The organism is Methylobacterium fujisawaense, assembly GCF_039619325.1.
Lineage (GTDB): Bacteria > Pseudomonadota > Alphaproteobacteria > Rhizobiales > Beijerinckiaceae > Methylobacterium > Methylobacterium fujisawaense.
Window position 1 is genome coordinate 2,939,721 of the sequence record NZ_CP155000.1, and the last position, 22,762, is coordinate 2,962,482.

Sequence of the window (22,762 nt, forward strand, 5' to 3'; positions counted from 1 at the left end):
CCGATGTCCCCTCGCCCGATCCGGACGGCCGGCCCCCGCGAGCGCAGCCTGCGCGGCGGCCTGAGGGGCGGCTTGTGGGGCGGCCTGCTCGGCGTGTCGTTGCTCGGCGCCCTGACGGGCCTGCTCCCCACGCCCGCCGCCGCGGTGATCAACGGCGCGACGACGCGGGATCCGAACGGCGCGCGCAGCTTCGTGGTGCGCATCGAGAGCACCGAGGGCGAGATCTGCTCGGGGACGCTGATCGCCCCGGACCTCGTGCTCAGCGCCGCCCACTGCGTCATGCGCCCCGCCGGATACACGGTGATCAGCGTCGACCGGAGCTTCCGGCAGCACCGGACCCCGGTGATCGCCGCCTCCATGCATCCGGACTTCGTGCCCGGGACGACCCCCGAGGATCAGCCCGGCGTCGATCTGGCGCTGCTCAAGCTCGAGCAGCCGCTCGGCAACGACTACGTGCCCCTCGATCCCCGGGGCGCCGGCTCGATCAGCAACGGCGAGCCGGTGGACATCGCGGGCTTCGGCGTGGTGGCGGAGAATCGGCGGAACTCGGCGCGGGTCCTGCGTCTCGCCCATCTCGTGTCGATCGGCTCCCTGCAGGTCGCCAACCGGGTGACCGTCGTGACGGACCGGCGGCGCATGGCCGAGACCTCGGGCGCCGGCGCCTGCCTGGGCGATTCCGGCGGCCCGATCCTGACCGGAGGCCCCGGCGGCTACCGGATCGTCGGCGTGGTGAGCTGGTCGAGCGGGGCCCTGCAGCAGGGCACGCGGCGCACCGCCTGCGGCGGCTTCACCGCCGTGACGCCGGTGGCCGAGCATGCCGGCTGGATCGCCTCGCGCTCGGCGGAACTGCAGCGGATCCAGGTCGGCGAGGCGGCCTCCCGCGGCAACCGGTCGGACTGGATGGCGCGCCCCGGCCGCAACCGCTAGGCGCGCCCTGCGGCGAAACAGTCCCGCCGCCGCGGATCCGTCGCAGCTGCGGGAACCTGAGGCCGCACCGGCACTTTCGCATCCGAACCTTTTCGACTGACGGAGCGAAAGCATGGCCGAGAGCGGCACCAGCACCACACCCCGGACCCACAAGACCCGCAACGACACTGACTCGAATGCCAAGAAGGTCTCGATCGACGCCCTGAACGCACGACTCGCGGACGGCATCGACCTCGCCCTGGCGATCAAGCAGGCGCACTGGAACCTGAAGGGCCCGCAGTTCATCGGCATCCACGAGATGCTCGACGGGTTCCGCACCGAGCTGGACGACCTCAACGACAAGGTCGCCGAGCGCGCGGTGCAGCTCGGCGCCACGGCCTTCGGATCGGCCCAGGTGGTCGCCGAGCGCACGAAGCTGCCGCCCTACCCGACCGGCATCTACGCCATCGCCGACCACGTCGCGGCGCTGATCGACAGCTATGCCGGCTACGCCAACGCCGTGCGCGAGAACATCGACGAGACCGACGAAGCGGGCGATCCCGGCACGGCCGACCTGTTCACCGAGATCTCCCGGGCGGTCGATAAGCACCTCTGGTTCCTGGAGGCCCACGTCCAGGAGCCGACCGGCGCCCTGCGCGACGGCAATCCGGGCCGCTGAAGGCGCGCGGTCCTGCGGAAGGCGCCGGCCCGGGGGAACCCCATCCGAGACCGGCGCCGTCCCGGACGCGTGCAGTCCCCCCCCTGTGGGGAGGGGCCAGGGGTGAGGGCGGCTTTGGACCGAGCGGTCCGGTTACGTCCGAACGCCCCCGTCCCGGTTCTCCCTGACGGCGGAGGAGCGCGCATCGCGGATGAACCGGCGCGACGATCCGAAAGCGCCGAGGGGGAGCGTCGCGGCATCCCCTCATGAGAATTTCAGCAGCTTGATCGCGTCGAAATCCTGTACCCCACCGCCGACGCGCTTGGTGGTGTAGAACAGCACGTAGGGCTTGGCCGAGTACGGGTCGCGCAGCACCCGCATCCCGGTGCGGTCGACCACGAGGTAGCCCCGGCGGAAATCGCCGAAGGCCACCGACAGGCTGTCCTTGGCGGGATCCGGCATCGCCTCGGCCTCGGTGACCGGGAAGCCGATCAGCGTGGCGGACCGGCCGGCGGCGAGCGGCGGCTGCCAGAGGTAGTTGCCCTCCGCATCTTTGAACTTGCGGATCGCACTCTGGGTGCGCCGGTTCATGACGAAGCCGGCATTCTGCCGGTAGGCCGCCCGCAGCCCGTAGACCAGATCGAACAGCACGTCCGCCGGGCTGGCGGACGGGAAGGCCCCGGCCGCCCCCGTGGCGATCGTGCCGAGCTTGCCCGGCACCCAGGCGGCATTGGCGACCGTGTCGTAGCTGAGGAAGCCCCGCGGGCGGCTCGCGCCGTTGCCGGACACGAAGGCGACGCCCTCCTGCTCGGCGAAGGCGGTCTCCACCTCGGCCGAGAGCCACGCGTCGAGATCCACCACGGCATCGTCGAGAAGCGTCTGGGTGGCGGCGGGCATCGCGTAGAGTTCCATGGCGGGGAACGCGATCTCCGACAGGGCCGGCGCGGCGGTCTCCAGTCGTGGCGCGGTCTCGGCGGCCCAGCCGGTGACCGGCGCGCCCACCGAGACCGCCCGCTTGTACTGGGATCCCGAGATCTGCTGCACGCTGGCGATCGACCGGATCGGCGAGACCTGGCCGAGACGCGTCAGCACGGTGCGCTCGATCGTGTCGGGGACGAGGTAGCCGCCATCCGGCCCGGAGCCGGCCGACAGGGCCTTGGCCTCCAGGCGCTTCAGGCCGCCGCTCTCGCCGGCCCGGACGTAGAGATCGAAGGCGGCCTTGTGCTCGTGCGCGGCCCCCGCCTCGCGGATGTCCGGCTGCCCGAGGGGCGGCCGGGCCCGCTCCAGGGCGATCCGGTCGAGGCGGGTGCGGGCGGCATCGAGGGCCGCGTCGATCCGGGCGAGCTTCTCCTCCGTGAGCACGTCTGCGCCGAGGCGGCCCTCGATCTGGTCGATCCGGGCGTCGTTCGTCTCCTTGAAGGCCGCGAAGGCGGCGGCAAGCTCGTCGAGGGCCGAGCGGACCGGGCCGCCCTCGGGTTGCGCGGCCTTGTTCTCCAGGAGAGGCAGGCCGCTCTTCGTCGCGAAGGCGGGATCGGTGTTCAGGGTCCGGGCGTCCATCGTGAGCCTCGTCGGCGGGGTGAAAGTCAGGACCGCGCGGCCAGCCGAGGCCGGGCGGCGGGTCTGGCGGTGCGGAGCGGTGCGATCAGGCCGGCGAGGCCGCGGATCGCGTCGGCCTCCGGATCCGGCTCGGGGCTCGGGCTCGCCCTCGCCCCCGGCTGCAGCGGGAAGGTCACGAGCGAGATCTCCCAGAGATCGACCTGCTGGAGCCGGCGCTCGCCGCCGGCGCCCTTCCGGGCGCGCAGCGTGCGGAAGCCGATCGACAGCCCGTCGAGGCCGCCGCCGCGCATCAGGGCGTCGACCTCCCGGGCGCGCTGCACCGCGAGGTTGAGCTGGCCTTCCGCGAACAGGCCGCGGCCATCCTCGCGCAGGGCGAGCCACCGGCCGATCGGCTCGGCGGGATCGTGCTGGAACAGGAGCCGCACCCCCGCGGCCCCACGCCGGGCGAGGCTCGCAGCGAAGGCGCCGGGCACCACCACGTCGCGGCCGAGATCGGGCACGCCGAAGAGGCTGGCATAGCCGGAGAAATGCCCGTCCATGGGGGGATCCTCGCGTGAAGCGGGTCGTGAGGGGACGTTCGGAGCTGCCACGGGCCCTCCCTCCCCCGCGCCGGGAGGAGGGAGACCTGCGCCTCATCGGGAACCCGGCTCCTGCGGCATCGCGGGCGGGTAGCCCACCGCCTCGCGCTTCTCCGCCACCGACAGGAAATCGGCGGCCTCGACCCGGCGCCACAGGGATTCCCGCTCCACCGCCAGCGCCTCGATTCGATCGAGGTCCGGCTCCAGGTCGACGGGGCCGAAGGCGGGCTCCAGCCAACCGGCCAGCGCCTGCGCGGTGCGGGTGGCGAGGGGGATCAGGGTCTGGCGGTAGAGGGCGCGGTTGGCCTCGGCGTAGTTGGCGTGGGTGTTGTCGCCGGGCAGCCCCAGCAGCAGCGGCGGCACGCCGAAGGCCAGGGCAATCTCCCGGGCCGCCGCGTTCTTGGCCGCGACGAAATCCATGTCCCGCGGTGACAGCGCCAGGGGCTTCCAGTCCAGGCCGCCCTCCAGCAGCAGGGGACGGCCGGCATTGGCGGCCCCCTGGTAATTCGCCTCCAGCTCCGCCTTCAGCCGGTCGAATTGCGGTTCGGACAGCGACGCCCCGGCGAAGACCAGGGCCCCGGACGGCCGGGCGGCATTGTCGAGGAGCGCCTTGTTCCAGGCGCTCGCGGCGTTGTGGATGTCGAGGGCCGCGGCGGCGGCCGCGATCGGGGCGAGGCCGCCGGTCTCGTCGTCCGGGTGGAACAGCGCCAGCGCCAGGATCGGCGCCACGGCGGCCCCAGGCTCGGGCAGATCGAACCGGCGGCTGCGTCCGCCCGCCGTGTAGAGATAGGCCATCGGCCAGCCGTCCGGGCCCGGCAGCATCCGCATGCGCCCGGGCCGGAGAGCCTGGAGCGCCGCGATCCGCCCGTCGAGGCTCACCGCCTCGAGATAGGCCGTGCCGCCGAGGAGGAGGTCGGCATAGACGGTTTCAAGCAGGTGCGTGCCGCTCTCCCGGGGGTTCGGCCGCGCCAGCAGCGCCAGGAGGTCGCCCGCCCGCTCGGCCCCGGCGCCGGTGGCGATCAGCGGCAGGCTCGCGGCGCTCTCGGCGACGAGCCGCACCGCCCGGTGGACCACCGGGTTGGCCTGGTAGCCGGCCCGGGCGAGGGCCGCCGGATCGCGGGGCGTCCAGCTGGCCCGGCCCTCGGCATAGAGGGCGAAGGCCGGGGCCGCGGCGGCCTTGGTGGCGAGCACCGGGCCGCCGCTGGCGCGGCGCGCCACCCGCGCCAGCCGTTCGAGGAGGGTCGACATGCCGGTCCGTTCCTGAGCTATGGTCACGCGATGCAGCCCCGGTTCCCCACACGGCCCCAGGCGCGGTTCCGGGCGCGCTTCCGCGCCGCCCGTTTCGGCGGCCTCGTCGCGGCGCTCCTCGCCGCGCCCGCCCGGGCCGGGGATGCGCCCGGGCCCGCGCCCCTCTGGCCGGAACCCGATGGAACCCTGATCCTGGCGCGCCCCTTCGGCCGGTCCGAGATCAGCCTGCGCCTGTCCCGGCGGGTCGCCGGAGCGGTGGACACCCTGACCTGGGACGGCGTCACGTTCCTGGCCGATACCGAACCGGGCGATGCCCTGCAGGCGCGGGCGGAGGTCGGGTCCGGAGGCGGCTGCCGCCGGGCGAGCGAGGCGGGCACCCCGCAGGACCCCACCGGCGAACCCGCCGCCCGCCGTCTGCGCGCCCTGCGCGCCGGACGGAGCTGGGCCGAGACCGAGACCCGCATGGCCTGGGACGGGCCGTCCGATCCCGCCGACGAGCCCCCGTCAGACTGCCCGACGGGCGCCGCGGCCGCGGCATTGCCCGCGCCGATCCTGCACAAGCGGATTGCCCTCGGCCTGCCCGGCCTCGGCAACGCCGTGGAGGTGCAGACCCGCTTCGACCTGGCCGAGGCCGCGGCGGCGCTCCTGCTCGAACCCCTCGCCGCCGCCGTGCCGGCGGAATTCTCGTCGGCCTGGCGCTTCGACCCGGCCAGCGGCGGGATCGCGCCCCTCGATCCCGAACCGGGGGAGCGGCCGGACCCCGTGATCCTGGCGACGCCGGAGGGCTCGCACGCCCTGGCGATCTGGGCGCCGGGTCCGCCGGAGCAGGAGCCCGACGCGCCGCGACCGGGCTTCGCGGTCGACGCCGAGGCCGGAGCGAACCGCCTGAGCTGCCGGTTCCGGGTGACGCACGCCGCCGCCGGCGCGCACGCTTTCGCCTGCTATGCCCTGGTCGGTTCCCTGGCCGACGTCCGGGCCGCCCTGCGGACCCTGACCGCGCCTCCGTGACGGCGCCCCCCGTGCTGGACCGTCCGGATTGCAGGACCCGCCGGGGGCCCGGATTTCTGGATGCCGGGCGCGCCTGCGACGCCCCGAGCTGACGGCGCGGATCGTGCCCCCAGGATGCGCGGCCCGATCCACCAGCCGCCGTCGCACAAGCCGAAGAATTGTGGTGGGGATTCCCAGCACGGGACGGCACGCCGTGGCAGGACAGCTACAGCTTTGGCGCACGACATTGTGTATACAGGATGCAGTTCGTTCCAGAGACCACGAACCACCTCCGGCGCGCTTCTCACGGAAGCGCGCCGAATTGTTTTCTCGCCGCCGCGGTCAAAGCCGCCGGATCCGCGGCTCGGCCTGCGGCCCGAGCATCAGATGCGTCAGCGCCCAGACGAGGGCGTCGAGCCGGTCGGGCGAGGCCCCGCCGGACAGGCCGTCCGGCCCGAAATCGCACAGTTCATCCTCCAGCGCCGGGAACGCCCCGACATGGTGGACCAGTCCGCGGGCGTAGAGCAGCGAGACCGGCTCGGCGCGGAGATACTTGCCGCGCGTGGCGTGCACCCGCGTGACCGGCACCGCGGGGTCGCACTGGCCGAGCACGGCGGCGGCCATCTCGCCACCCTGGTTGACCTCGACCACGAGGGCGTCGGCCTGGAGCCGGTGATAGAGCGCCAGCGCCGCACCCGCCCAGGCCTGCGGGGTGGCGCGGGCGAGGCTCGCATCGGCCAGGACGTAGGCGTGCCCCCCCGCGCGCCCGGCCGCCACGATCCCGCAGGCATCCGAGCGCGCCCCGGAGGCGGCCGGGGGATCCACCGCCACGACGATCCGGCCGAGATCGGGCGCGGCGGCGACCCGGCCCGCCTCCAGCGCGGCGCGGTTCCACAGGGCGTCGTCCCGGTCGGCGATGAGCTCGCCGTCGAGTTCCTGACGGCCGAGCCGGGTGCCGGCGTAGCGCCCGACCACTTGGTCGAGGAAGTCCGGCGCGAGATGTGCGGCGTTGTGATGCGTCCGGGCCCGGCTCACCACCGTGCGCGGATCGGCGAGCAGGCGGCGGATCAGCGGCACCGGCCGGGGGGTCGTCGTCACGCAGTTGCGCGGCCGGGCGCCGAGGCGCAGGCCGAATTGCAGCATGTCGAAGGCGGCGTCCGGCCGGCGCCATTTGGCGGCCTCGTCGCACCACGCGGCGCCGAATTGCGGACCGCGCAGGGCGTCCGGCTCCTCAGCCGAGAAGGCCAGCGCGACCGCACCGTTGCTCCACTCGATGCGGCGGCGGCTCGGCGACCAGACCGGGCGGGCGCGCCCCCGCGCCGGAAGGCCGAGGAGTCCCGAGGGACCGTCGACCATCACGTCGCGCACGTCGAGATGGGTCTCGCCCACGAGCGCGATCCGTCCGACCGGGTCCTCGGTGAAGGCCGGATCGCCCCGGGCGAGGGCGTCGACCCACTCGGCCCCGGTGCGGGTCTTGCCGCTGCCGCGGCCGCCGATCACCGCCCAGGTGGTCCAGGGCTCGGGCGGCGGCAGCTGATCGGGCCGGGCCTGATGCAGCCAGTCGCCGGCCAGGGCCCGGAGCAGGTCCTGAGGCAGGGTCCCGAGGAAGTCAGGCAGCCGTCCGGCCGCCGACAAAGCCAGCATAGCGTCGCGCGATCTCCGCGCGCAGGGCGGGCAGGTCAGGTTCGCTCCCATCGCCCCCCTCCTCCCCCGCGCTCCGCGCCCTGTCCGCATCCACCGTGTCGAGGAGCCGCTTGAGCCCGCCGAGGTCGCGCAGGATCCGGGCGGAGTCGCGCGCGGCCGGCCCCACCCCGCTCAGCGTCGCGTCGAAGGCGGCGATCTGCCGGACGATGTGGGCGCGCAGATGCGTCCGCAGGGTCGCCGGATCGGTCGCCGGGTCGCCGCGCCGGATCAAAGTCGGCGGCAGATCCGCCCCGAAGGCCGAGGCCAGCATCGCGGCATCGAGCCGGCCGAGTCCCAGGATCTCGGTGACGTCGCCGGGATCGGCGCCCGGGGTGCAGAGTAGGCGGATCAGCGCCGCCCGACGCGCCGCCGGCCACCGCGCCGTCAGGAGCCTGGGCCGATGCTTCCGCGGTCTCAGCCAGCCGGCCCGGACATTCCAGGTGCGGACCGTGCTCGGATGGACACCGAGGCGGGCGCTGATCGCGTCGAACGGCAGATCGGTCTCTCGGAGAAGCTTCAGGGCCTCGGCGCGGCTATCCGCCCGGCTGGGAGGAGGTGGCCACATCGGCGTCTCTCCGCACACGTCTCGACCGTGCCGTGTTGATACACGGGCAGCGCGACGGTGTCAAGCACAAATTCCTATTCTTGGCCCGGGATAGGATTTAAGGCAGAGCTCGCCCTGGGCTTCAGCCCTCCCACCGGGCGACGCCGCCGTGGCGGGAGCAGGTGCCGCGATGGGTATGGCTGAAGCTCCACGTCCCGTCCCGGCACTTGGCGGTGGCGCCGGTCGGTTTGGCGCCGTCGAGGCTCTTGGCCGGTTGATGGACCTCGGATCCGTCCCGGCTCCGGTAATGGCCGTGCCGGTCGAGGTTCCGGTCGTCCGGTTCGGAGAAGGGCCGCGCGGTCGCACTGCCCGCCATGCCGAGGAGGAGGCAGCCACCGAGGGCGCACCAGCGGGCAGCACCCCGGCGGAAGGCTCTGTCCCGCAGCGTGATCCGCCACCGGCTGGCGTCGCCACCGGCGCCTCTCCGGCGGAGGATGGGAACGGTCGCGATCGGGCCAGGCAGCACGGCGCCCTCAAGGTTGTGTCAAACATCATCAGACACAACCAGAGCATCGCGTCACGAACTATCTAAAGTTATCTCATCGTCACTCACAGGTTGTCGCTCCCGCGTGATGGCCGGTCTGTCCGACCGGCTCGCCGGCGCGTGCGGTCCGGCCATGCGCCCCGGTCCGGGCGCGCCGGGCGGTGGGGCGCGGAACGGGCTCGAAAGGTATCGCGGCTATCGTCGCCGAAAGTGCGCTGTTGAAGGCGGTGGAAGACCGGAACGGCCGTCCGGTCGACACGTTGACCGGCGCCATCCGCACGCAGGCATCGCCTTTTACGCAGTTCGTCAAAGTGAATCGGGTACAGAATGGTCGGTGAGCCACCAGGGTCCGGCGCGGCACAACCGCCGGATAACGGCCCCTCGGGGGATCCTGGTCGGGGTCCGGCACAGGGGACCGCGGAAGCCGCTGCCCTGAGCGACAGCTTCAAGCGATTCGCCGACGTCGTGCCCCTGATGATGTGGCGCTCGGACGAGGCCGGTCACGCGATCCACCACAACGAGTGCTGGCTGGAATTCACCGGACGCCCCCTCGAGGCGGAACTCGGGCTCGGCTGGCGCAGCGGACTGCATCCCGAGGATTTCGACCGGCATGCCCGGATCGTCGCCGAGGCCTTCGAGGCGCGGGCGCCGTTCACCGTCGAGTTCCGGCTGCGGCGGCACGACGGCGAGTACCGCTGGCTGCTCGACACGGCCCGCCCCCTCATGGAGGATGGCCGGTTCCAGGGCTATCTCGGCTCCTGCTTCGACATCACCGACCGCAAGCACGCGGAGGAGCATATCGAGCACGCGCTGGCCGAGAAGGAGGCGCTGCTGGCCGAGGTCTACCACCGGGTCCGCAACAACCTCCAAGTGATGGTCAGCCTGATCGGCCTCTACGGCCGGGCGGCGCCGGATGCCTGCCGGGGCAGCTTCGAGGCCCTGGGCCAGCGGGTCCGGGCGATCGCGCTGGTGCAGCAACATCTCCATGAGGCGCCGCACATCGCGTCGATCGACCTCAAGGACTACCTCCACCGCCTCGCCTCCGGGCTCGGGCAGCTCCGGCGGGCCGGGCGGATCAGCGTCCATGTCGGCGGCTCGGGGAACGGCCTCGTGGAGCCGCGCACCGCCAACGCCCTCGGCATGATCGTCGCCGAGATCGTCGCCGAGTGCCTCGACGTCACGGCCGAGCACGTCGCCTGCTCCATCGCCATCGACATCGAGTCCGGCCTCCCGGCGCGCCTGTCGATCGTCTCCGGGGTGAGCGAGATGGCCGATTCCGGCCGGTCGAACGTCCCGAAGCTCGGCCCCCGCCTCATCGCCGCCTACGCGGCCCAGGCCGAGATCAGCGTGTCGGGCGATGCCAGCCCGGGCGATCCCCTGTGGCTGACCCTGCCGGCGACCCGCCCCGCCGCGCAATGAGCGACCGCGTCGCCGGGCCCCGTCGCCATGACGGCGCGGTCGGCCTATAGCGGCGTGGACCCTACCGGACCCCGGCGAGCATGCTTCCTCCGATCGACACCATCATCGAGAATTTCGAGATCGTCGAAGACGACGACATGCGGCTTGAGTATCTGATCGAGCTGGGCCGCGCCCTGCCGCCGATGCCCGAGTCGGAGCGGACCGAGGCGAACCGCGTCCATGGCTGCGAGAGCCAGGTCTGGATCGACACGAAGGCGGAGCCGTCCGACGGCACGCCGCGCCTCGTCCTCCAAGGCTTCAGCGATTCGTTCATCGTCCGCGGCTTCGTGGCGCTTATGGTGGCGCTCTACACCGGCAAGACGCCCCGGGAGGCCGCCGAGACCGACGGCCTCGACCTGTTCCGGCAGCTCCGCTTCGGCGCCCACGTGACCTCGAAGCGCTCCAACGGCGTGCGGGCGATGGCGGAACGCATCCACCGCGACGCGGTCCGGCTTGCCGCCGGGGCCTGACGGCCTCACCCCCGCCAGAGGCGCAGGCGGCCCCGATCGGGCCCCGTCGCCTCCCGCTCCAGCCCGTAATGCTCGGCCAGCCGCCCCAGGGCGATGCGGGCCACGACCTTGGCCGAGCGGGCCGGCCAGCGCCGCTCGGCCTCGATCCGCTCCAGGCCCTTGAGGAAGCCGCAGAGGTCGATCAGCAGGCCCGACAGGTCGCTCCCGACCGCATCGAGGGCCCCGCGCACCCGTTGCCGGGCCGCGATCACGTGGTCGGCCGCGCTGGCCGGGTCGCGGGGACCGCCGCCATCGACCCGGGGGGCCCCGAAATCCGAGCCCATGCGCGGCAGCAACGCGGCGGCGGTCATGTCCCGCCGCAGCCGCTCGCCGGCCTCGAACGCCGCCGCGTCGATGAGCGGCGTGCCGTCCCGGTCGCGGCGGCGCACCATCCAGGCCAGGGGGTTCTCGGCAGCGTTGCGGAGGGTCGGCCCCGCACCACCCCCCTCCACGACGGCGAGGTCGTGGTGCTGGGCCGCGAAGGCCAGATCGCCCGGCATGGCCTGCCGGCGCAGGCGCGCCCGCCCGGCCTCCGTGATCGTCAGCCGCGTGCCGGCCGCGTTCCACGTCGCCAGATCGGCCGCGGCCAGAGCCCGGCCGGCCGCGGCCGCGAAGCGCCCGCCCCCCACCGAGACACCGCCGCCGCCGCGCCGGATCACCAGCGCATCCTCAACCAGGGGATCCGGCCGCGCATCGGCGCCCGCCTCGCCCAGTCGCGCCAGAAGGCGGCACGCATCCGCCGGCAGATCCCCAGGTCCGGCGCCGCGCGGCCGCGCCTGCACCGAAGCCACGCGGCCACCCTTGAAAGGTTTGTTCATGCTTTGTTCCGTATGGTTCACCACAGACGCACCGAGGGGCCACCATATCAGGAAAACTCAGAATTTCAAGGTTTTTTTACCTACAACTCTCAGCTATCGCGCCGCGGTCTTTCGCGCGGCACGGGTCGGTGCCCGATGGAGGATCTCGGCGATCTCGTCCTCGGACTTGTCCCGGACCTCGTAGCCCATCGCCTCGAACCGCTCGATCAGCGCGGCGCTCTCGGCGGCGGAGCGGGCCGCCCAGACGGCGAGGAGATCGTTCACCCGGTCCAGCTCCGCCTCGGGGTGATCGTCCTGCGCATCCGGCGACGGATTGGGGATCGCGACCATGGCGGCACCTCGGGATCGAACCGGCGACCGTGTTCGACGCCACGGCCCGTCATGCAACGCCCGAGGTCGGGCGTGGCTCCCGCGGTCCCGCAACCGAAAGCCGGGTCGCTCGGGCCGACGACGGTCCGCCCGGGGCAGGAACCGGATGGCCGGCGGACGGCGCTATTCGGCCTGAGCGCGGTCATCCCGGTCGGCGTTCGCCAATGGGGCGACGGCTGTGAAGACGACGCCCTCGGCCCGGTAGTCGATATCGACCCGCCCACCGATCTCCGTGGCCAAAACGCGCTTGATCAGCTGGGTTCCGAAGCTCGTCTGCCGCGGGGCCACGACCGGGGGACCTCCGCGCTCCTGCCAGCGAATATGGAGGAGCGGAGGCTCTTCCCCGCCCTGAACGCTCCACGCCACGTCGACCACACCCGCGGCGACAGACAACGCGCCGTACTTGGTCGAGTTGGTCGCCAGCTCATGGAGTGCCAGGGCGTAGGCGACCACAACCTGTGGGGGCAGGCGCAGATCCGGTCCCGAGAGCTGAAAGCGGTCGCCGTCTTCGACCCCGAAGGGAGCGAGCGAACGCATGATGAGGCCCTGCATCGAGACGCTGCCGAAATCCTCCGTGATCAGAAGGGTATTGGCGGCCGACATCGCCTGGATGCGCGCCGTCAGCGTCGCGGCGGCGTCCTGCAGCGAGTTGGCGCGCCGCATGGTCTGCGAGACGACGGCTTGCAGCGAGGCCAGCGTATTCTGCATGCGATGGTGGAGTTCGCGGGTCAGCAGCGCGCGATGGCTCTGAACCGCCCGACGGTCCGTGATGTCCTGCGATGTTCCCGTGATCAGGATCGGCGTCCCGTCGGCCCGGTAATGCGCCTTCCCCCGAATCTGGACCCATCGCTCCTGACCGGCGGGCGTCGTCAGGCGATACTCGGCGTCGAGAAGCGACCGGTTCGCGATCGCCTGCTCGATCGCTTCCTGCTGGACCGCACGATCGTCCGGGTGGATGGAGGCGCGCAGCTCTTCGAGACTCAGCGGGTCGTCGGGCTGGCGTCCGCAGATCGCCTTGCAGCTGTCGGACGCTGTCAGATGCCCCGTGTCGAGGTTGATGCTCCAGCTGCCAAGCTGCCCCGCTTCGAGAGCAAAGCGCAGGCGCTCCTCGCTCGCCTGCAACTCGACATTGCGCCGCGCGACCTCCGCCTCCAGATTGTGGCGGTCGCGCTGGAGGCGAACCAAACGTTCACGCTCCAGGGTGACATCGAACTGGGACGCAAAGAAGTAGGTGAGCTGACCGTCTTCCCCGAACACGGGAGAGACGAGGAGGCGGTTCCAGAATGTCGAGCCATCCTTCTTATAGTTCAGGAGGTCGAGTTCGATCGGCGTCCTGCTGTCGATCGCGCTCCTCAAGCGCGCGATGTCCGCCCGGTCGGTCGCAGGTCCCTGCAGGAAGCGGCAGTTCCGCCCGATGACGTCGCCCCGGTCGTAGCCCGTCAGCCGAGCGAACGCTGCGTTGGCGAAGACGATCGGGTTGTCGTCTTGTCGCGGGTCGGTGATGAGCATCGGCATGCGCGTGGCGCGAACGGCCGACGAGAAAGGGTCTGGTCCGGCGCCCGCCCGCGTCAGCTCGCGAATGATGCGGGCTTCTTCCTCATAGTCCGGCACCTGGGCACGTCCTGAACACATCAGACCTCAAGCGCTGCCGTATAGCGCGTCGGCGCCTGCGCATGAAGAGCGCCGAAGACCGTTGAAGCGCCCATCCACCTGAACCGGATTGCTCGGGACCAGAGGGCGAGGCGCGTTGCTCCCGGGAGGGCGTGACAGCCTTCCCTAGGCCCCCATGGGTGGGGAACGGAGCGACCGCTCGGGGTGGGTTTCCCCCGGTCCGCCTTCGGGCAAGAATTCAGGGCCGCGGACGTCGTCGCCGCGCCTGTTTCCGGCCTGAAGCAGAATCTCGCGATCCCCGCTCCGTGCCGTCCCGATTTGACGGTCTGCGATGATGGAACGGGGTGAGAGAATTGTTCCGGATGGTCTCGCGGGACATCCAAATCAGACCGGTGGCCGTGGTGAGCCGCGACCATCCCCATGATGAACCGGCATCAGGCGCCGGGCCGGGATCACCGCGCGCCGGATCGAACAGCGGTCGGGTGACGTTCCTTACCGCCTACCCGGTCCAAACAGGAGGAACGCTCATGCGTATTGGCTATCTGCTGCCGCTCGTCGGCCTGCTCGCGCTCACGGCCTGCAAAGACGAGAAGAAGGCCGAGACCCCCCCGCCTCCTCCGCCGCCTGCCAGCACCGCACCGGCAAACCCGGCGCCTCCGGCGACGACGACCAACCCGGCCCCAGCCAACAAGCCGTAGCCAACGGGCCTCAAGGGCGGCGGGCCCTGGCACGCATCCCAGCGCCACAGGGCCCGCCGATCGCGACCGGGGCTGACGTCACCGCCCCGGTCGCGAGGCTCATACCCGAACCGAACCCCCTGGATGGACTGCCAGGGGTGGGTTCCTGCCCGTCCGCCCCACGCAGCCCTGTGCGGAAGCGGACGAGGCCACCCATCCGCTCACGACCCGCCGCAGCGCCCGCGCGACGCGCTCGCATGCCGGCCTCGAATCGTGCGGCACGCCGATGCGGAGGCGCGTGTCGGCGTTCAAAACATCCCGTTGGGGTTGGCTGAGGCCTCTGGCAGGATCTGCAGCACGTCCCAGTGCTCTACGATCCGGCCGTTCTCATCGAGACGGAAAAGGTCCACTGCCGCGTAATCGTGGTCGCCCGGCCAGTGCTGATGGCAATGCAGCACGACCATATCGCCCTCGGCAATTGCCCGCTTCACCGACACCCGCTTCCCCGGCCACTCGCGCGCCATGCGCTCGAAATAGGCGATGAAGCCGTCTTTGCCCGTGGCCACATGCGGGTTGTGCTGGATGTAAGCGTCGCCGGCATACCGCTCGATTGCTTCACGCGGACGGCACTCATTGAACATCAGCTCGTAGAACGCGATCACGTTTGCCTTATTTCGCATGAGATCTGCCATGCGGCCTCCCTCTACAACGACAAAGCCAGTCTTTCGCCCCCGACAGCCAGTCGGATCGAGGGCGTCTTGATCGTGGCCGTCTGCGCCCGGTGATTGGGAGCATGTCGGCCTAGGGCAGGCAATGACGTCCTCCCATCGCATTGGTCCGGCCTGAATACGAGTTTTCCGGTTTGCGAGACCCTGATGGGAGGAACAGAGCCGTGAAGAAGAGCAGGTTCACCGAACAGCAGATCGCCTTGCCGACCAGTTGGCTGGGTCAGGGTCAGTCCTAGGTGTTTGATCCGGCGGTGTAATGGTACGGATGACCTCCGAATCGCGGAACCAAAAACGCTTCGCATCCATCCGCCCCATGACGCAAAGAGTACTGCTAAACTACAGCATAATTTTAGTCAAAATCTCAAAATTTGTAGATCAAGATCCCCTTGGTGGCGTTATCCTGGGCGCGCGCACCGATCTGCCCGGTATAAGAAAGCCCGGCGCTCAGGCCCGGCGCGAGCATCAGCCCGAGCCCGACCTCGCTCACCAGCACGTCCCGGTCGAGCGGCAGACCCCGGCTCGCGAACCGCGCCCCGGTCCCCCGGAAGGCCAGCGGCACACTCGGCGCCAAGTCGCCGAACGACCGCCGGTAGGCGATCATCCCATGCACGAACGCCAGAGCAGGAACGTCGCGGTCCAGCGGCGCTTGCATCCGCAAGCCCATGATGGCGCTCGGCACCGTGTGTTCCTGCCCGAAGCCGGTCAGCGTGGCCGCTCCGCCCCGCTCTGCGAACCGCTCGCGCGTGACCGACACCACCGTCCCGCCCGCGAACGGCTCCAGCTCAACCGCCGCGCTCAGGCCGATCCGATAGCCCGCCTCGCCGAAGCCCTGCACGCTATGCCCGCCCAGCCGCGCCGTGGCGCTGTCCGACAGACCCGGGAACGCGACCACGCGCCGGAGCTGGGCCGGATCGTCCGCCGCCAGCGCCCCGAACCGCAGTAGGGCCGATCCCGCCTCCAGGCCGCCGTAGACGCCCCCGAACGTGCTCGTGAGCGCGCCGGCCTGGACCTGGGCCGGGCTGGCAAAGCCAGACTCCAGGCTGCCGCCGACCGCGCCCATGCGCAGGGCGCCAAGCGACGTGCCGACCCGCGCGTCCAGGCCCAGCAGGAAGCCGGCGCTGTGGCGCGACAGCCCGGCGGCGTTGCCATCCGCGCGCACGCGCCCGACGCTGCCGAGCCCCTGTCCCCACAGGCTCACGGCCGGCTCCAACCCATCGCCCGGCCGCGCGGCCGGAGCCGCGTCCCAGCGCAGACGGTCGAGCACCGCCTCGCGCAGAAGGCCGGCATTGGCGAACACGGTCGTGGCGAGGGTGGCATGCCCGTCCCCCGAAAGCGCGCCGAACGCTGACTGCGCCTGAGGCGCCGAGAGCATCGCCACGGCGTCGTAGAGCGGCGAACCGACCGCGCCCGCCTGTGCGGCCGCAGCCGCCGCGCGCTGGTTGCGCGTCTGCGCCACCGCGGCGAAGTCGAGGTCGTTGCGCGCCAGCGTCAGCGTCACCGCGTTGGAGGCGTATCCCAGGAACGGGGTCAGGAAGGCGAAGTTGCTGCTCACCCCGGCAAACCGACCCTGCACGCCGGCCGCCGCGGTCAGGATGGTGTAGCGCGTACGCGGCGCATATTGGCCGGTGCCGGCAACCGCCTGGACGGTGGCGCCCGTCACCGTGGCGCTGCCGCCGACGTCGACCCGGTCGGCGCGGCCGTCCGCGGTGGCATCGACCCGGTAGAGCGCCCCCGGCGCCAGAACGAGGTTGCCGGCTACGCCGATCCGGCCCAGCGCTCCCGCGCCGATGCCCGGGGCGAGCGTCGCACCGGTGCCGAGGCTCAGGCTGCCAAACCGGGCCTCGCCGGTCAGCAGACTGCCTGGCCCGATCGCGAGGGTGGCGTTGGGCAGGGCCCCGGTGACGGCGAGTTCGCCGCCGAGCACGCGGACCGGCCCGGACAGGGTGCTGAGCCCCGACAGCGTCAGGGTGCCGGGCCCGACCTTGGTCAGGCTGGTCTGCGTGGCGCCGTCGACGATCCGGCCGGCATAGAGGGTGGAGGCGCCGTCGCCGCCGACGGTGAGCTGACCGTTGCCCAGCACGGCCTCAGGCATTGAGCCGGCCAGCGAGCCGATCGCGAGGTCGGTGCGGCCGAGGTCGAGGTTGCCGTCGTTGGTGAGCCGGGTGATGCCGCTGGTCGGTCCGTTGAGCGCGAACGTGGCGCCGGGGGCGTTGCTCACAGCGCCCGCGAGCACGCCCGAGGCCTGGACGATGCCGGTATTGGCCAGCCCACCCGTGAGGGTGCCGGAACTGATCAGGGTGCCGGCATTGGCGAAGGGCGCGGAGACCGTGGTGAAGGTGCCGGTGTTGACGAGCGTGGCGCCGGCGGCGTTGACGGCGTCGGCGGTGAAGCTGCCGGCGTTGACGAGGCGGCTGGTGTTGAGCAGGTCGTCGACGACGCTGGCATTCTGCGCCACGGTGAGCAGGCCGGCATTGGCGATGCCGCCGGCCAGGAAGCGGCCGCCGTCGGCGACCGTGACGGTGCCGACGTTGGTGAGCAGCCCGCTGAGGCTGTAGGCGCCGGTGACCGCCAGGGTCGCGCCCGCGGCGTTGGCGAACGTGCTGTCGCTGGCCACCGCCCCGGTGACGGCGAGGGTGCCGGCCCCGTTGCGGATGGCCCCGTCGATCCGGCCGGCGGAGGCCGTGACGGTACCCGTGTTGATCAGCCCGCCCGCGATCGTGCCGGCAGTGGCGAGCATGCCGCTGTTCGACACGCCGCCCGCGATGGCGCCGCTGTTCTGGGTCCAGCCGGCATTGGCGAGGCCGCCGGCGATGGTTCCGTCATTCGTGAGCGTGCCGGTGTTCGCGACCGCGCCGGTGATCGTCCCCCCATTCGTGAGGCTGCCGGCATTGCCGAGGCCAGCGGCCGCCGTGAGGCTCGCGGTCCGCGCGACCGCGACCGTACCGGCGTTGGTGAGCGGCCCGCTGAGGCTGTAGGCGCCGGTGACCGCGAGCGTTGCGCCTGCGGCGTTGGTGAAGGTGTTGTCGCCGGCCACCGCGCCGGTAACGGCGAGGGTGCCGGCCTCGTTGCGGATGGCGCCGTCGATCCGGCCGGCGCTAGCCGTGACGGTGCCGGTGTTGGTCAGCCCGCCCGCGATCGTGCCGGAGGTGGCGAGCGTACCGCTGTTCGACACGCCGCCCGTGACGGCGCCGCTGTTCTGGGTCCAGCCGGCATTGATGAGGCTGCCGGCGATGGTTCCGCTGGTCGTGAGCCAGCCGGTGTTTGCGACCCCTCCGGTGATCCTCCCGCCATTCGTGAGGCTGCCGGCATTGCCGAGGCCGGCGGACGCCGTGAGGCTGGCGGCCCGCGCGACCGCGACCGTGCCGGCGTTGGTGAGCGGCCCGGCGAGGCTGTAGGCGCCGGTGACCGCCAGCGTCGCACCGGCGGCGTTGGCGAAGGTTCCGTCGCTGGCCACAGTTCCGGTGACGGCGAGGGTCCCGGCGTCGTTGCGGATGGCGCCGTCGATCCGGCCGGCGCTGGCCAGCACCGTGCCGGTGTTGGTCAGCCCGCCCGCCACCGTGCCGGAAGTGGTCAGGCTGCCGATATTGGCGACGCCGCCCGTGATGGCGCCGCTATTGAACGCCGTGCCGACATTGATGAGCCCGCCCGCCAGGGTTCCGGCGTTGACCAGGACGGTGTCGGGCCGGCTGACGAGTGGGGCGAGGAGACGGGCGGTCGCGGAGAGGTTGAGGGTGCCGGCCGCGATAGTGGTGCCGCCGCTGTAGGTGCTGGCGCCAATCAGCGTCAGGGTTCCGGCGCCGGCCTTGGTCAGGCCGCCGGTCCCGTCGAGGGTGCCGGCGAAGAGGGTGGAGGTTCCGTCCCCGCCGGCGGTGAGGCGGGCGGAGCCCAGCGCGACGCGGCCCTGTCCGGCGAGGGATCCGATGGTCTCGCTGTCGGCGAGCGCCAGGGTCGCGCCGGCCGCGATGGTGACGGCGCTGCGGTCGCCGATGGCCTGTCCGCCGCGGGCGAGCAGGGTGCCTTCCGCGAGGGTGGTGGCGCCGGTGTAGGTGTTGGCGCCCGACAGGGCGAGGGTTCCGGGGCCGAGCTTGGTCAGGCCTCCGGGTCCGGAGAGGGACTGGGCGAGGGTGAAGGTGTTGGCGGGATCGGCGATGTCGAGGCCGCCGCCGTTCTGGCCCCAGGTGATCGGGCGGGTGGTGGCGGTGAAGGCGGTTCCGGTGATCTGGAGGGTTCCGCCGTCGAAGGCGAGGGGACCGCTGGCGGCGCCGAGGTTGGCATCGCGCGACACCGAGAGGATGCCGCCCGCAAGGACGACGCCGCCCGAGAAGGTGTTCGTGCCGGAGAGCGTCAGCGTGCCGAGCCCGAGCGTGAACAACGTTCCCGGACCGGACACGACGTTCGACACCGTCAGGGTCTGAGCCGGGTCGACGGCCAGACCCGAGGCACCCTCCAGGGTGAAGGGACGCGTGGTCGTGAAGCTCGCCGTCGCCTCCAGGGCGGCCCCGTCGCCGATCGTGACTGCACCGTAGGCCCGGCCGAGATTCGCCTCCCGCGATACCGAAACGGTGCCCGCCAGGATCTGCGTTCCGCCCGTATAGGTATTGTCGGCCAGAAGGCTCAATCGGCCCGGGCCCGTCTTGGACAGGCCGCCATTGCCGGACACGACCGCATCCTCCGTCAGCGTCGCACCGGCGAGCGCCCCGAGGGTACCGCCGTCGTGCAGGATGACGGGCCGCCCGAGCGCGAAGCTCCGGGTGGCGATCAGCGCGCTCTTGTTCTCCAGCGTCACGGTGTTGCTGGGGGCGCCGAGCGCCTCCGTCTTGTCGACGGCGAGCCCGCCCTGCCAGACGAGGACCCCGCCGGTGAAGTCGCTCGTCCCGGTCAGGAGCTGAATGCCGGTCCCGTCCTTGATCAAGCCGCCATTGCCGGAGATGCGCCCGTCGAAGTGCGGCGCCATGGTCGCGCCGGTAACGTCGAGCACCAACGGCGCCATCTCGGTCGTCAGCAGATGGGCCCTGGTGGCGCGGCCATGATCGTCGAGGTTCTTGAGGACGAGCGGCAGGAGCGGCCCGTTATCGTCCGGCTGATCGTCGCCATACCCGGTCGCCGGGGGATTGGGCGCCACGGCCTGATACTGCCGGAACGCATCGGAGCTCAGTTGCTGCTGGAGGGCTTGGCCGATCTTCAGCAGCGTCTGCTCCTGATAGGGATTGGCGTCGATGAGGATGTTCGCCGGCGTCCCGCCCACCTGAAAGGGCACGTTGAGCTGGGGCGAGGTGGACGTCTGTTCCGTCGAAAAGGTGAAGATGCCGAGGCCGTCATTGGTGTCGTCGTCCGTGCCGAGGAAGCCGACCACCGCATCGACACCGAGGGCATTGCGGACATTCGACATCAGCGCCGTCGAGATCCGGATCCAGTTCGCGTAGGCGCGATTGAACTCGTCGATGGACGCGAAGTGGCCGACCTTATCCACGGCCAGACCCGCCAGGGCTGCATCGCCGCTGAGACCTGGGTTCTTCTGGGCGAAGGCCACGAGATCGTCGATCGTGCGGGCGAAAACCTTCGGGTCCACGTTCAGCCGCGAGAACTTGTCTCCCAGCAGCCGGACGAACGCACTCTTGTAATCGTCGGGCGACGAGACGCGCGAGGCAAGATAGCTCGAAATCGAAACGTAAGCATCGTAGAAGTAGAATTGTACGGCCCCGTTGGTCGCGGCCTCGATCCACCTGGCCCCGTCGGTGAAATTTTGCCGGATATCGTTCAGGAACGCGGCCCTGGCGGCCGGATCGGCCGGGATCGTCATGGACGAATCGACGAACTTCACGAACTGAGCGAAATCGTCGTCCGGCATCGCCAGGACCGCCGTCTTGACCGCCGCGTCGACTCCGGCGCGATCGAGCGACACGACGGCGGCGTGCGCGGCCGTCAGCATCCCGCCGACGAGGGAATCGAATTGCGCCGGCCGCTGCGGATCCTCGGTGGACGTCGCGCTGTAGATGCCGACCTTCAGGCCGATCAGGTCACCGGTCAGGTCGGCATTGTAGTCGGCAGGCCGGACGAAGTCCTTGCTGCGCGTGTCGGTCGTGTCGAGCTTGACCATCCCGTTGAGGGCTAGCGCCAGGTCGTGGACGCTGTTGCCCATCGGGCCGGCGGTGTCGATCTGTTGGGAATAGGGGGCGATACCGGTCGTGCTGATCAGGCCCGCCGTCGGCTTGAGGGCGTAGAGACCCTGCTGCTGGGCCGGATAGATGATCGAGTCGGAGGTTTGCGATCCGACGGTGAGCGGCGCGAAGCGCATGGCGGCCGCGATGCTCGGCCCGCTGCTGGATCCGGCCACCGCGATCGCTGGATCGACCGGGCTGATCGTCTGGCCGCCCGTGTCGCTGTGATTGTTGCTCGATAGCCCGGCCCACTGGCCCATATTGGCCTTGCCCATGATGAGCAGGCCCTGCTCCCGCATCCCGGTCACCAGCGTCGCCTCGGCGGCCGGACGGGATCCGATCAGGGCGGCCGAGCCCGCGGTGGTGCGCAGATCGTCTGCGGTGCCGATGTTCATCTTGAGCAGGACCGGCACGCCGAAGAGCGGCGGGAGCGCCCGGCCCTGGCGCTGCGCCTCCATCCGCTGCGCGTCCGCCTGATCGGCGAGCGTCAGGATATCCGGATTGATCTGCTCGACGGAGCGCAGGGCCGGGCCCGCATGGTCGAGTTGCTGGATCTTGTACAGGTACTGCAACGCAATCTCGCGCGACGTCGTCTCGCCCCGTTGCAGCATGCCGGCGAGATCCACGGCCGTCCGTCCGGTCAAGTCGACGCCCCCATAACCGCGCAGCGGATCGGTCGACAGGGTTCGCGTCAGGGAAACGGGTTCCGGCGGCTGCGGCAGCGAGGCATCCGCGAGGCCGAGCCGTCCCACGAGACCGACGATGTCGGCTTCCGTCGCGGCGCGCGGATCGAAGGTCACGAGCGGCCGGGCGGTGACCGACAAGGCGTCGATCTCTGTGTCGGTCTTGGGCTGGCCGGCGCGGATATAGGCAGCGCGAACGACGTCACGCAGGTCGAGCGGATCCTGGAGATCGATCGCCTGCGCGGAGGCCGGCACAGTCAGCCAGAGGGCGCTCAGGAGGGTTCCGGAAACGCGCAGTCGCCCCCGTGATGCGGGCAGGCCAAGGAACATGGTCGATCTCCGGAGCTGTGCTTTGGACAAGCGTGTTCGATGGGCCAGGGCGCGGCCTGCGATCCGCGGACGGACTCACCCGGGCTTCCACCGTCGGTGACGGCACCCGTGTGCCGACCGGCCCGGCGCCCTCGACGGCCGAGCCCAGGCCTTCGGCAGGAGGGGGCGCGATGCCCATGCCCTCATGGCTTCGGCTGGCTCGGCAAAAGGGAAAGCGATGGATGGCCGGGGCGCGAGCGCCACGCGGTGGCCCGGCCCGCCGCCGGTCACTTGGTCTCTCCGATCGAACCTGTCGTTTCGAGAGCGATGCGCGGCGGTTGCAGGCTTTAAGTTCGCACAACCGAAAATTCCCTTTCGGTCGCTCAAGTCATGGCATGGCATATCAGTGGATAAATCAGCGGCGTTCATGCCGGACAAACTAGAAAATAACCTGCTGTTCTTTCAAGTGATGTCGGTAAACGCGTTATATATCTCCCAATTCGATCACGAAGAATGATTTACAATCCGCGATTTCAGAATTTATCTGGCGACAGACCATGTCATGTCCGATCATTCCTCGATGATGGCATAATAATTGCCTCAGTCGATCTCGGGAACTTTGTCAGGCCGGGGCACAAAGTTCGACAAGCACGACCGTTTGGCTGGATATGTGTCCATGTCGCCACACTTCGGCTGGCCTATCCCGTCTGTGCGACGGGGCAGAATCGAATTCCTCC

General features: G+C 71.0%; 18 protein-coding genes. 7 read left to right on the forward strand and 11 right to left on the reverse strand.

Features of this window, described 5'->3' with window-relative positions; genetic code table 11:
* Positions 1 to 3 precede the first annotated feature (3 nt).
* Positions 4 to 927 carry a S1 family peptidase gene (locus tag ABC766_RS14015; protein WP_078947095.1) on the forward strand — a complete coding sequence of 308 codons (924 nt, stop codon included), beginning with the start codon at positions 4 to 6 and terminating at the stop codon, positions 925 to 927.
* A 112-nt stretch (positions 928 to 1,039) separates the two neighbouring features.
* On the forward strand, positions 1,040 to 1,585 hold the full coding sequence (dps, locus tag ABC766_RS14020; RefSeq protein WP_043353382.1) for a DNA starvation/stationary phase protection protein Dps: 546 nt from the start codon (positions 1,040 to 1,042) through the stop codon (positions 1,583 to 1,585).
* Positions 1,586 to 1,828: 243 nt separating this feature from the next.
* On the opposite strand, the gene ABC766_RS14025 is transcribed toward dps, so the two are convergent.
* The 3 genes from ABC766_RS14025 to ABC766_RS14035 form a co-directional block, all read right to left on the reverse strand.
* A complete protein-coding gene (locus ABC766_RS14025; protein WP_342140974.1) occupies positions 1,829 to 3,121 on the reverse strand; it encodes a phage major capsid protein in 1,293 nt (430 codons plus the stop codon).
* 26 nt (positions 3,122 to 3,147) lie between these two features.
* Entirely contained in the window at positions 3,148 to 3,660 is a 513-nt protein-coding gene (locus ABC766_RS14030) for an HK97 family phage prohead protease (RefSeq protein WP_182591287.1), read from the reverse strand.
* Positions 3,661 to 3,753: 93 nt separating this feature from the next.
* Positions 3,754 to 4,947, reverse strand: coding sequence for a phage portal protein (locus ABC766_RS14035; protein ID WP_342140973.1), 1,194 nt, complete (start codon positions 4,945 to 4,947; stop codon positions 3,754 to 3,756).
* A 30-nt stretch (positions 4,948 to 4,977) separates the two neighbouring features.
* Here ABC766_RS14035 and ABC766_RS14040 point away from each other — a divergent pair, with 30 nt between their 5' ends.
* Positions 4,978 to 5,955, forward strand: a complete 978-nt coding sequence (locus tag ABC766_RS14040; RefSeq protein WP_342140972.1) for a hypothetical protein — start codon at positions 4,978 to 4,980, stop codon at positions 5,953 to 5,955.
* 321 nt (positions 5,956 to 6,276) lie between these two features.
* Here the strand turns inward: ABC766_RS14040 and ABC766_RS14045 are convergent, their stop codons facing one another.
* The 3 genes from ABC766_RS14045 to ABC766_RS14055 form a co-directional block, all read right to left on the reverse strand.
* Positions 6,277 to 7,578 (reverse strand): DNA-packaging protein, encoded by a 1,302-nt coding sequence (locus ABC766_RS14045; protein ID WP_342143225.1) that lies wholly within the window; start codon positions 7,576 to 7,578, stop codon positions 6,277 to 6,279.
* Complete coding sequence (locus tag ABC766_RS14050; RefSeq protein ID WP_043381487.1) at positions 7,544 to 8,182, reverse strand: helix-turn-helix domain-containing protein; 639 nt, start codon at positions 8,180 to 8,182, stop codon at positions 7,544 to 7,546. The genes ABC766_RS14045 and ABC766_RS14050 overlap by 35 nt, the downstream gene beginning before the upstream one ends.
* 121 nt (positions 8,183 to 8,303) lie before the next feature.
* Positions 8,304 to 8,687 (reverse strand): DUF3761 domain-containing protein, encoded by a 384-nt coding sequence (locus ABC766_RS14055; RefSeq protein WP_342143224.1) that lies wholly within the window; start codon positions 8,685 to 8,687, stop codon positions 8,304 to 8,306.
* Positions 8,688 to 9,032: 345 nt separating this feature from the next.
* On the opposite strand from ABC766_RS14055, the gene ABC766_RS14060 reads away from it, so the two are divergent.
* Positions 9,033 to 10,124, forward strand: coding sequence for a PAS domain S-box protein (locus ABC766_RS14060; protein ID WP_345822486.1), 1,092 nt, complete (start codon positions 9,033 to 9,035; stop codon positions 10,122 to 10,124).
* Positions 10,125 to 10,204: 80 nt separating this feature from the next.
* Entirely contained in the window at positions 10,205 to 10,633 is a 429-nt protein-coding gene (locus ABC766_RS14065) for a SufE family protein (protein ID WP_345822487.1), read from the forward strand.
* Positions 10,634 to 10,638: 5 nt separating this feature from the next.
* On the opposite strand, the gene ABC766_RS14070 is transcribed toward ABC766_RS14065, so the two are convergent.
* The 3 genes from ABC766_RS14070 to ABC766_RS14080 all read right to left on the reverse strand — a co-directional run bounded on the left by ABC766_RS14070 (position 10,639) and on the right by ABC766_RS14080 (position 13,470).
* Positions 10,639 to 11,490, reverse strand: coding sequence for a DUF6456 domain-containing protein (locus ABC766_RS14070; protein WP_345822488.1), 852 nt, complete (start codon positions 11,488 to 11,490; stop codon positions 10,639 to 10,641).
* Positions 11,491 to 11,583: 93 nt separating this feature from the next.
* Positions 11,584 to 11,820, reverse strand: coding sequence for a hypothetical protein (locus ABC766_RS14075; protein ID WP_051976022.1), 237 nt, complete (start codon positions 11,818 to 11,820; stop codon positions 11,584 to 11,586).
* Positions 11,821 to 11,982: 162 nt separating this feature from the next.
* Entirely contained in the window at positions 11,983 to 13,470 is a 1,488-nt protein-coding gene (locus ABC766_RS14080; protein ID WP_345822489.1) for a PAS domain-containing protein, read from the reverse strand.
* A 527-nt stretch (positions 13,471 to 13,997) separates the two neighbouring features.
* Between ABC766_RS14080 and ABC766_RS14085 the strand changes: the two genes are divergently transcribed.
* Positions 13,998 to 14,168 (forward strand): hypothetical protein, encoded by a 171-nt coding sequence (locus ABC766_RS14085; RefSeq protein ID WP_164706349.1) that lies wholly within the window; start codon positions 13,998 to 14,000, stop codon positions 14,166 to 14,168.
* A gap of 287 nt (positions 14,169 to 14,455) precedes the next feature.
* Here the strand turns inward: ABC766_RS14085 and ABC766_RS14090 are convergent, their stop codons facing one another.
* Together ABC766_RS14090 and ABC766_RS14095 are read right to left on the reverse strand one after the other, a co-directional pair.
* Positions 14,456 to 14,839, reverse strand: a complete 384-nt coding sequence (locus tag ABC766_RS14090; protein WP_075381239.1) for a nuclear transport factor 2 family protein — start codon at positions 14,837 to 14,839, stop codon at positions 14,456 to 14,458.
* A gap of 397 nt (positions 14,840 to 15,236) precedes the next feature.
* Positions 15,237 to 22,046 carry an amidase family protein gene (locus ABC766_RS14095; protein ID WP_345822490.1) on the reverse strand — a complete coding sequence of 2,270 codons (6,810 nt, stop codon included), beginning with the start codon at positions 22,044 to 22,046 and terminating at the stop codon, positions 15,237 to 15,239.
* 184 nt (positions 22,047 to 22,230) lie between these two features.
* Here ABC766_RS14095 and ABC766_RS14100 point away from each other — a divergent pair, with 184 nt between their 5' ends.
* On the forward strand, positions 22,231 to 22,542 hold the full coding sequence (locus ABC766_RS14100; protein ID WP_345822491.1) for a hypothetical protein: 312 nt from the start codon (positions 22,231 to 22,233) through the stop codon (positions 22,540 to 22,542).
* The last annotated feature ends 220 nt before the right edge of the window (positions 22,543 to 22,762 follow it).

Coding starts and splice junctions, on each gene's coding strand:
- ABC766_RS14085 (WP_164706349.1), top strand. CDS start 13,998: ATGCGTATTGGCTATCTGCTGCCGCTCGTCGGCCTGCTCGCGCTCACG.
- ABC766_RS14070 (WP_345822488.1), bottom strand. CDS start 11,490: ATGAACAAACCTTTCAAGGGTGGCCGCGTGGCTTCGGTGCAGGCGCGG.
- ABC766_RS14030 (WP_182591287.1), bottom strand. CDS start 3,660: ATGGACGGGCATTTCTCCGGCTATGCCAGCCTCTTCGGCGTGCCCGAT.
- dps (WP_043353382.1), top strand. CDS start 1,040: ATGGCCGAGAGCGGCACCAGCACCACACCCCGGACCCACAAGACCCGC.
- ABC766_RS14095 (WP_345822490.1), bottom strand. CDS start 22,046: ATGTTCCTTGGCCTGCCCGCATCACGGGGGCGACTGCGCGTTTCCGGA.
- ABC766_RS14050 (WP_043381487.1), bottom strand. CDS start 8,182: ATGTGGCCACCTCCTCCCAGCCGGGCGGATAGCCGCGCCGAGGCCCTG.
- ABC766_RS14100 (WP_345822491.1), top strand. CDS start 22,231: ATGGCTTCGGCTGGCTCGGCAAAAGGGAAAGCGATGGATGGCCGGGGC.
- ABC766_RS14045 (WP_342143225.1), bottom strand. CDS start 7,578: ATGCTGGCTTTGTCGGCGGCCGGACGGCTGCCTGACTTCCTCGGGACC.
- ABC766_RS14035 (WP_342140973.1), bottom strand. CDS start 4,947: ATGTCGACCCTCCTCGAACGGCTGGCGCGGGTGGCGCGCCGCGCCAGC.
- ABC766_RS14090 (WP_075381239.1), bottom strand. CDS start 14,839: ATGGCAGATCTCATGCGAAATAAGGCAAACGTGATCGCGTTCTACGAG.
- ABC766_RS14025 (WP_342140974.1), bottom strand. CDS start 3,121: ATGGACGCCCGGACCCTGAACACCGATCCCGCCTTCGCGACGAAGAGC.
- ABC766_RS14060 (WP_345822486.1), top strand. CDS start 9,033: ATGGTCGGTGAGCCACCAGGGTCCGGCGCGGCACAACCGCCGGATAAC.
- ABC766_RS14065 (WP_345822487.1), top strand. CDS start 10,205: ATGCTTCCTCCGATCGACACCATCATCGAGAATTTCGAGATCGTCGAA.
- ABC766_RS14040 (WP_342140972.1), top strand. CDS start 4,978: ATGCAGCCCCGGTTCCCCACACGGCCCCAGGCGCGGTTCCGGGCGCGC.
- ABC766_RS14075 (WP_051976022.1), bottom strand. CDS start 11,820: ATGGTCGCGATCCCCAATCCGTCGCCGGATGCGCAGGACGATCACCCC.
- ABC766_RS14015 (WP_078947095.1), top strand. CDS start 4: ATGTCCCCTCGCCCGATCCGGACGGCCGGCCCCCGCGAGCGCAGCCTG.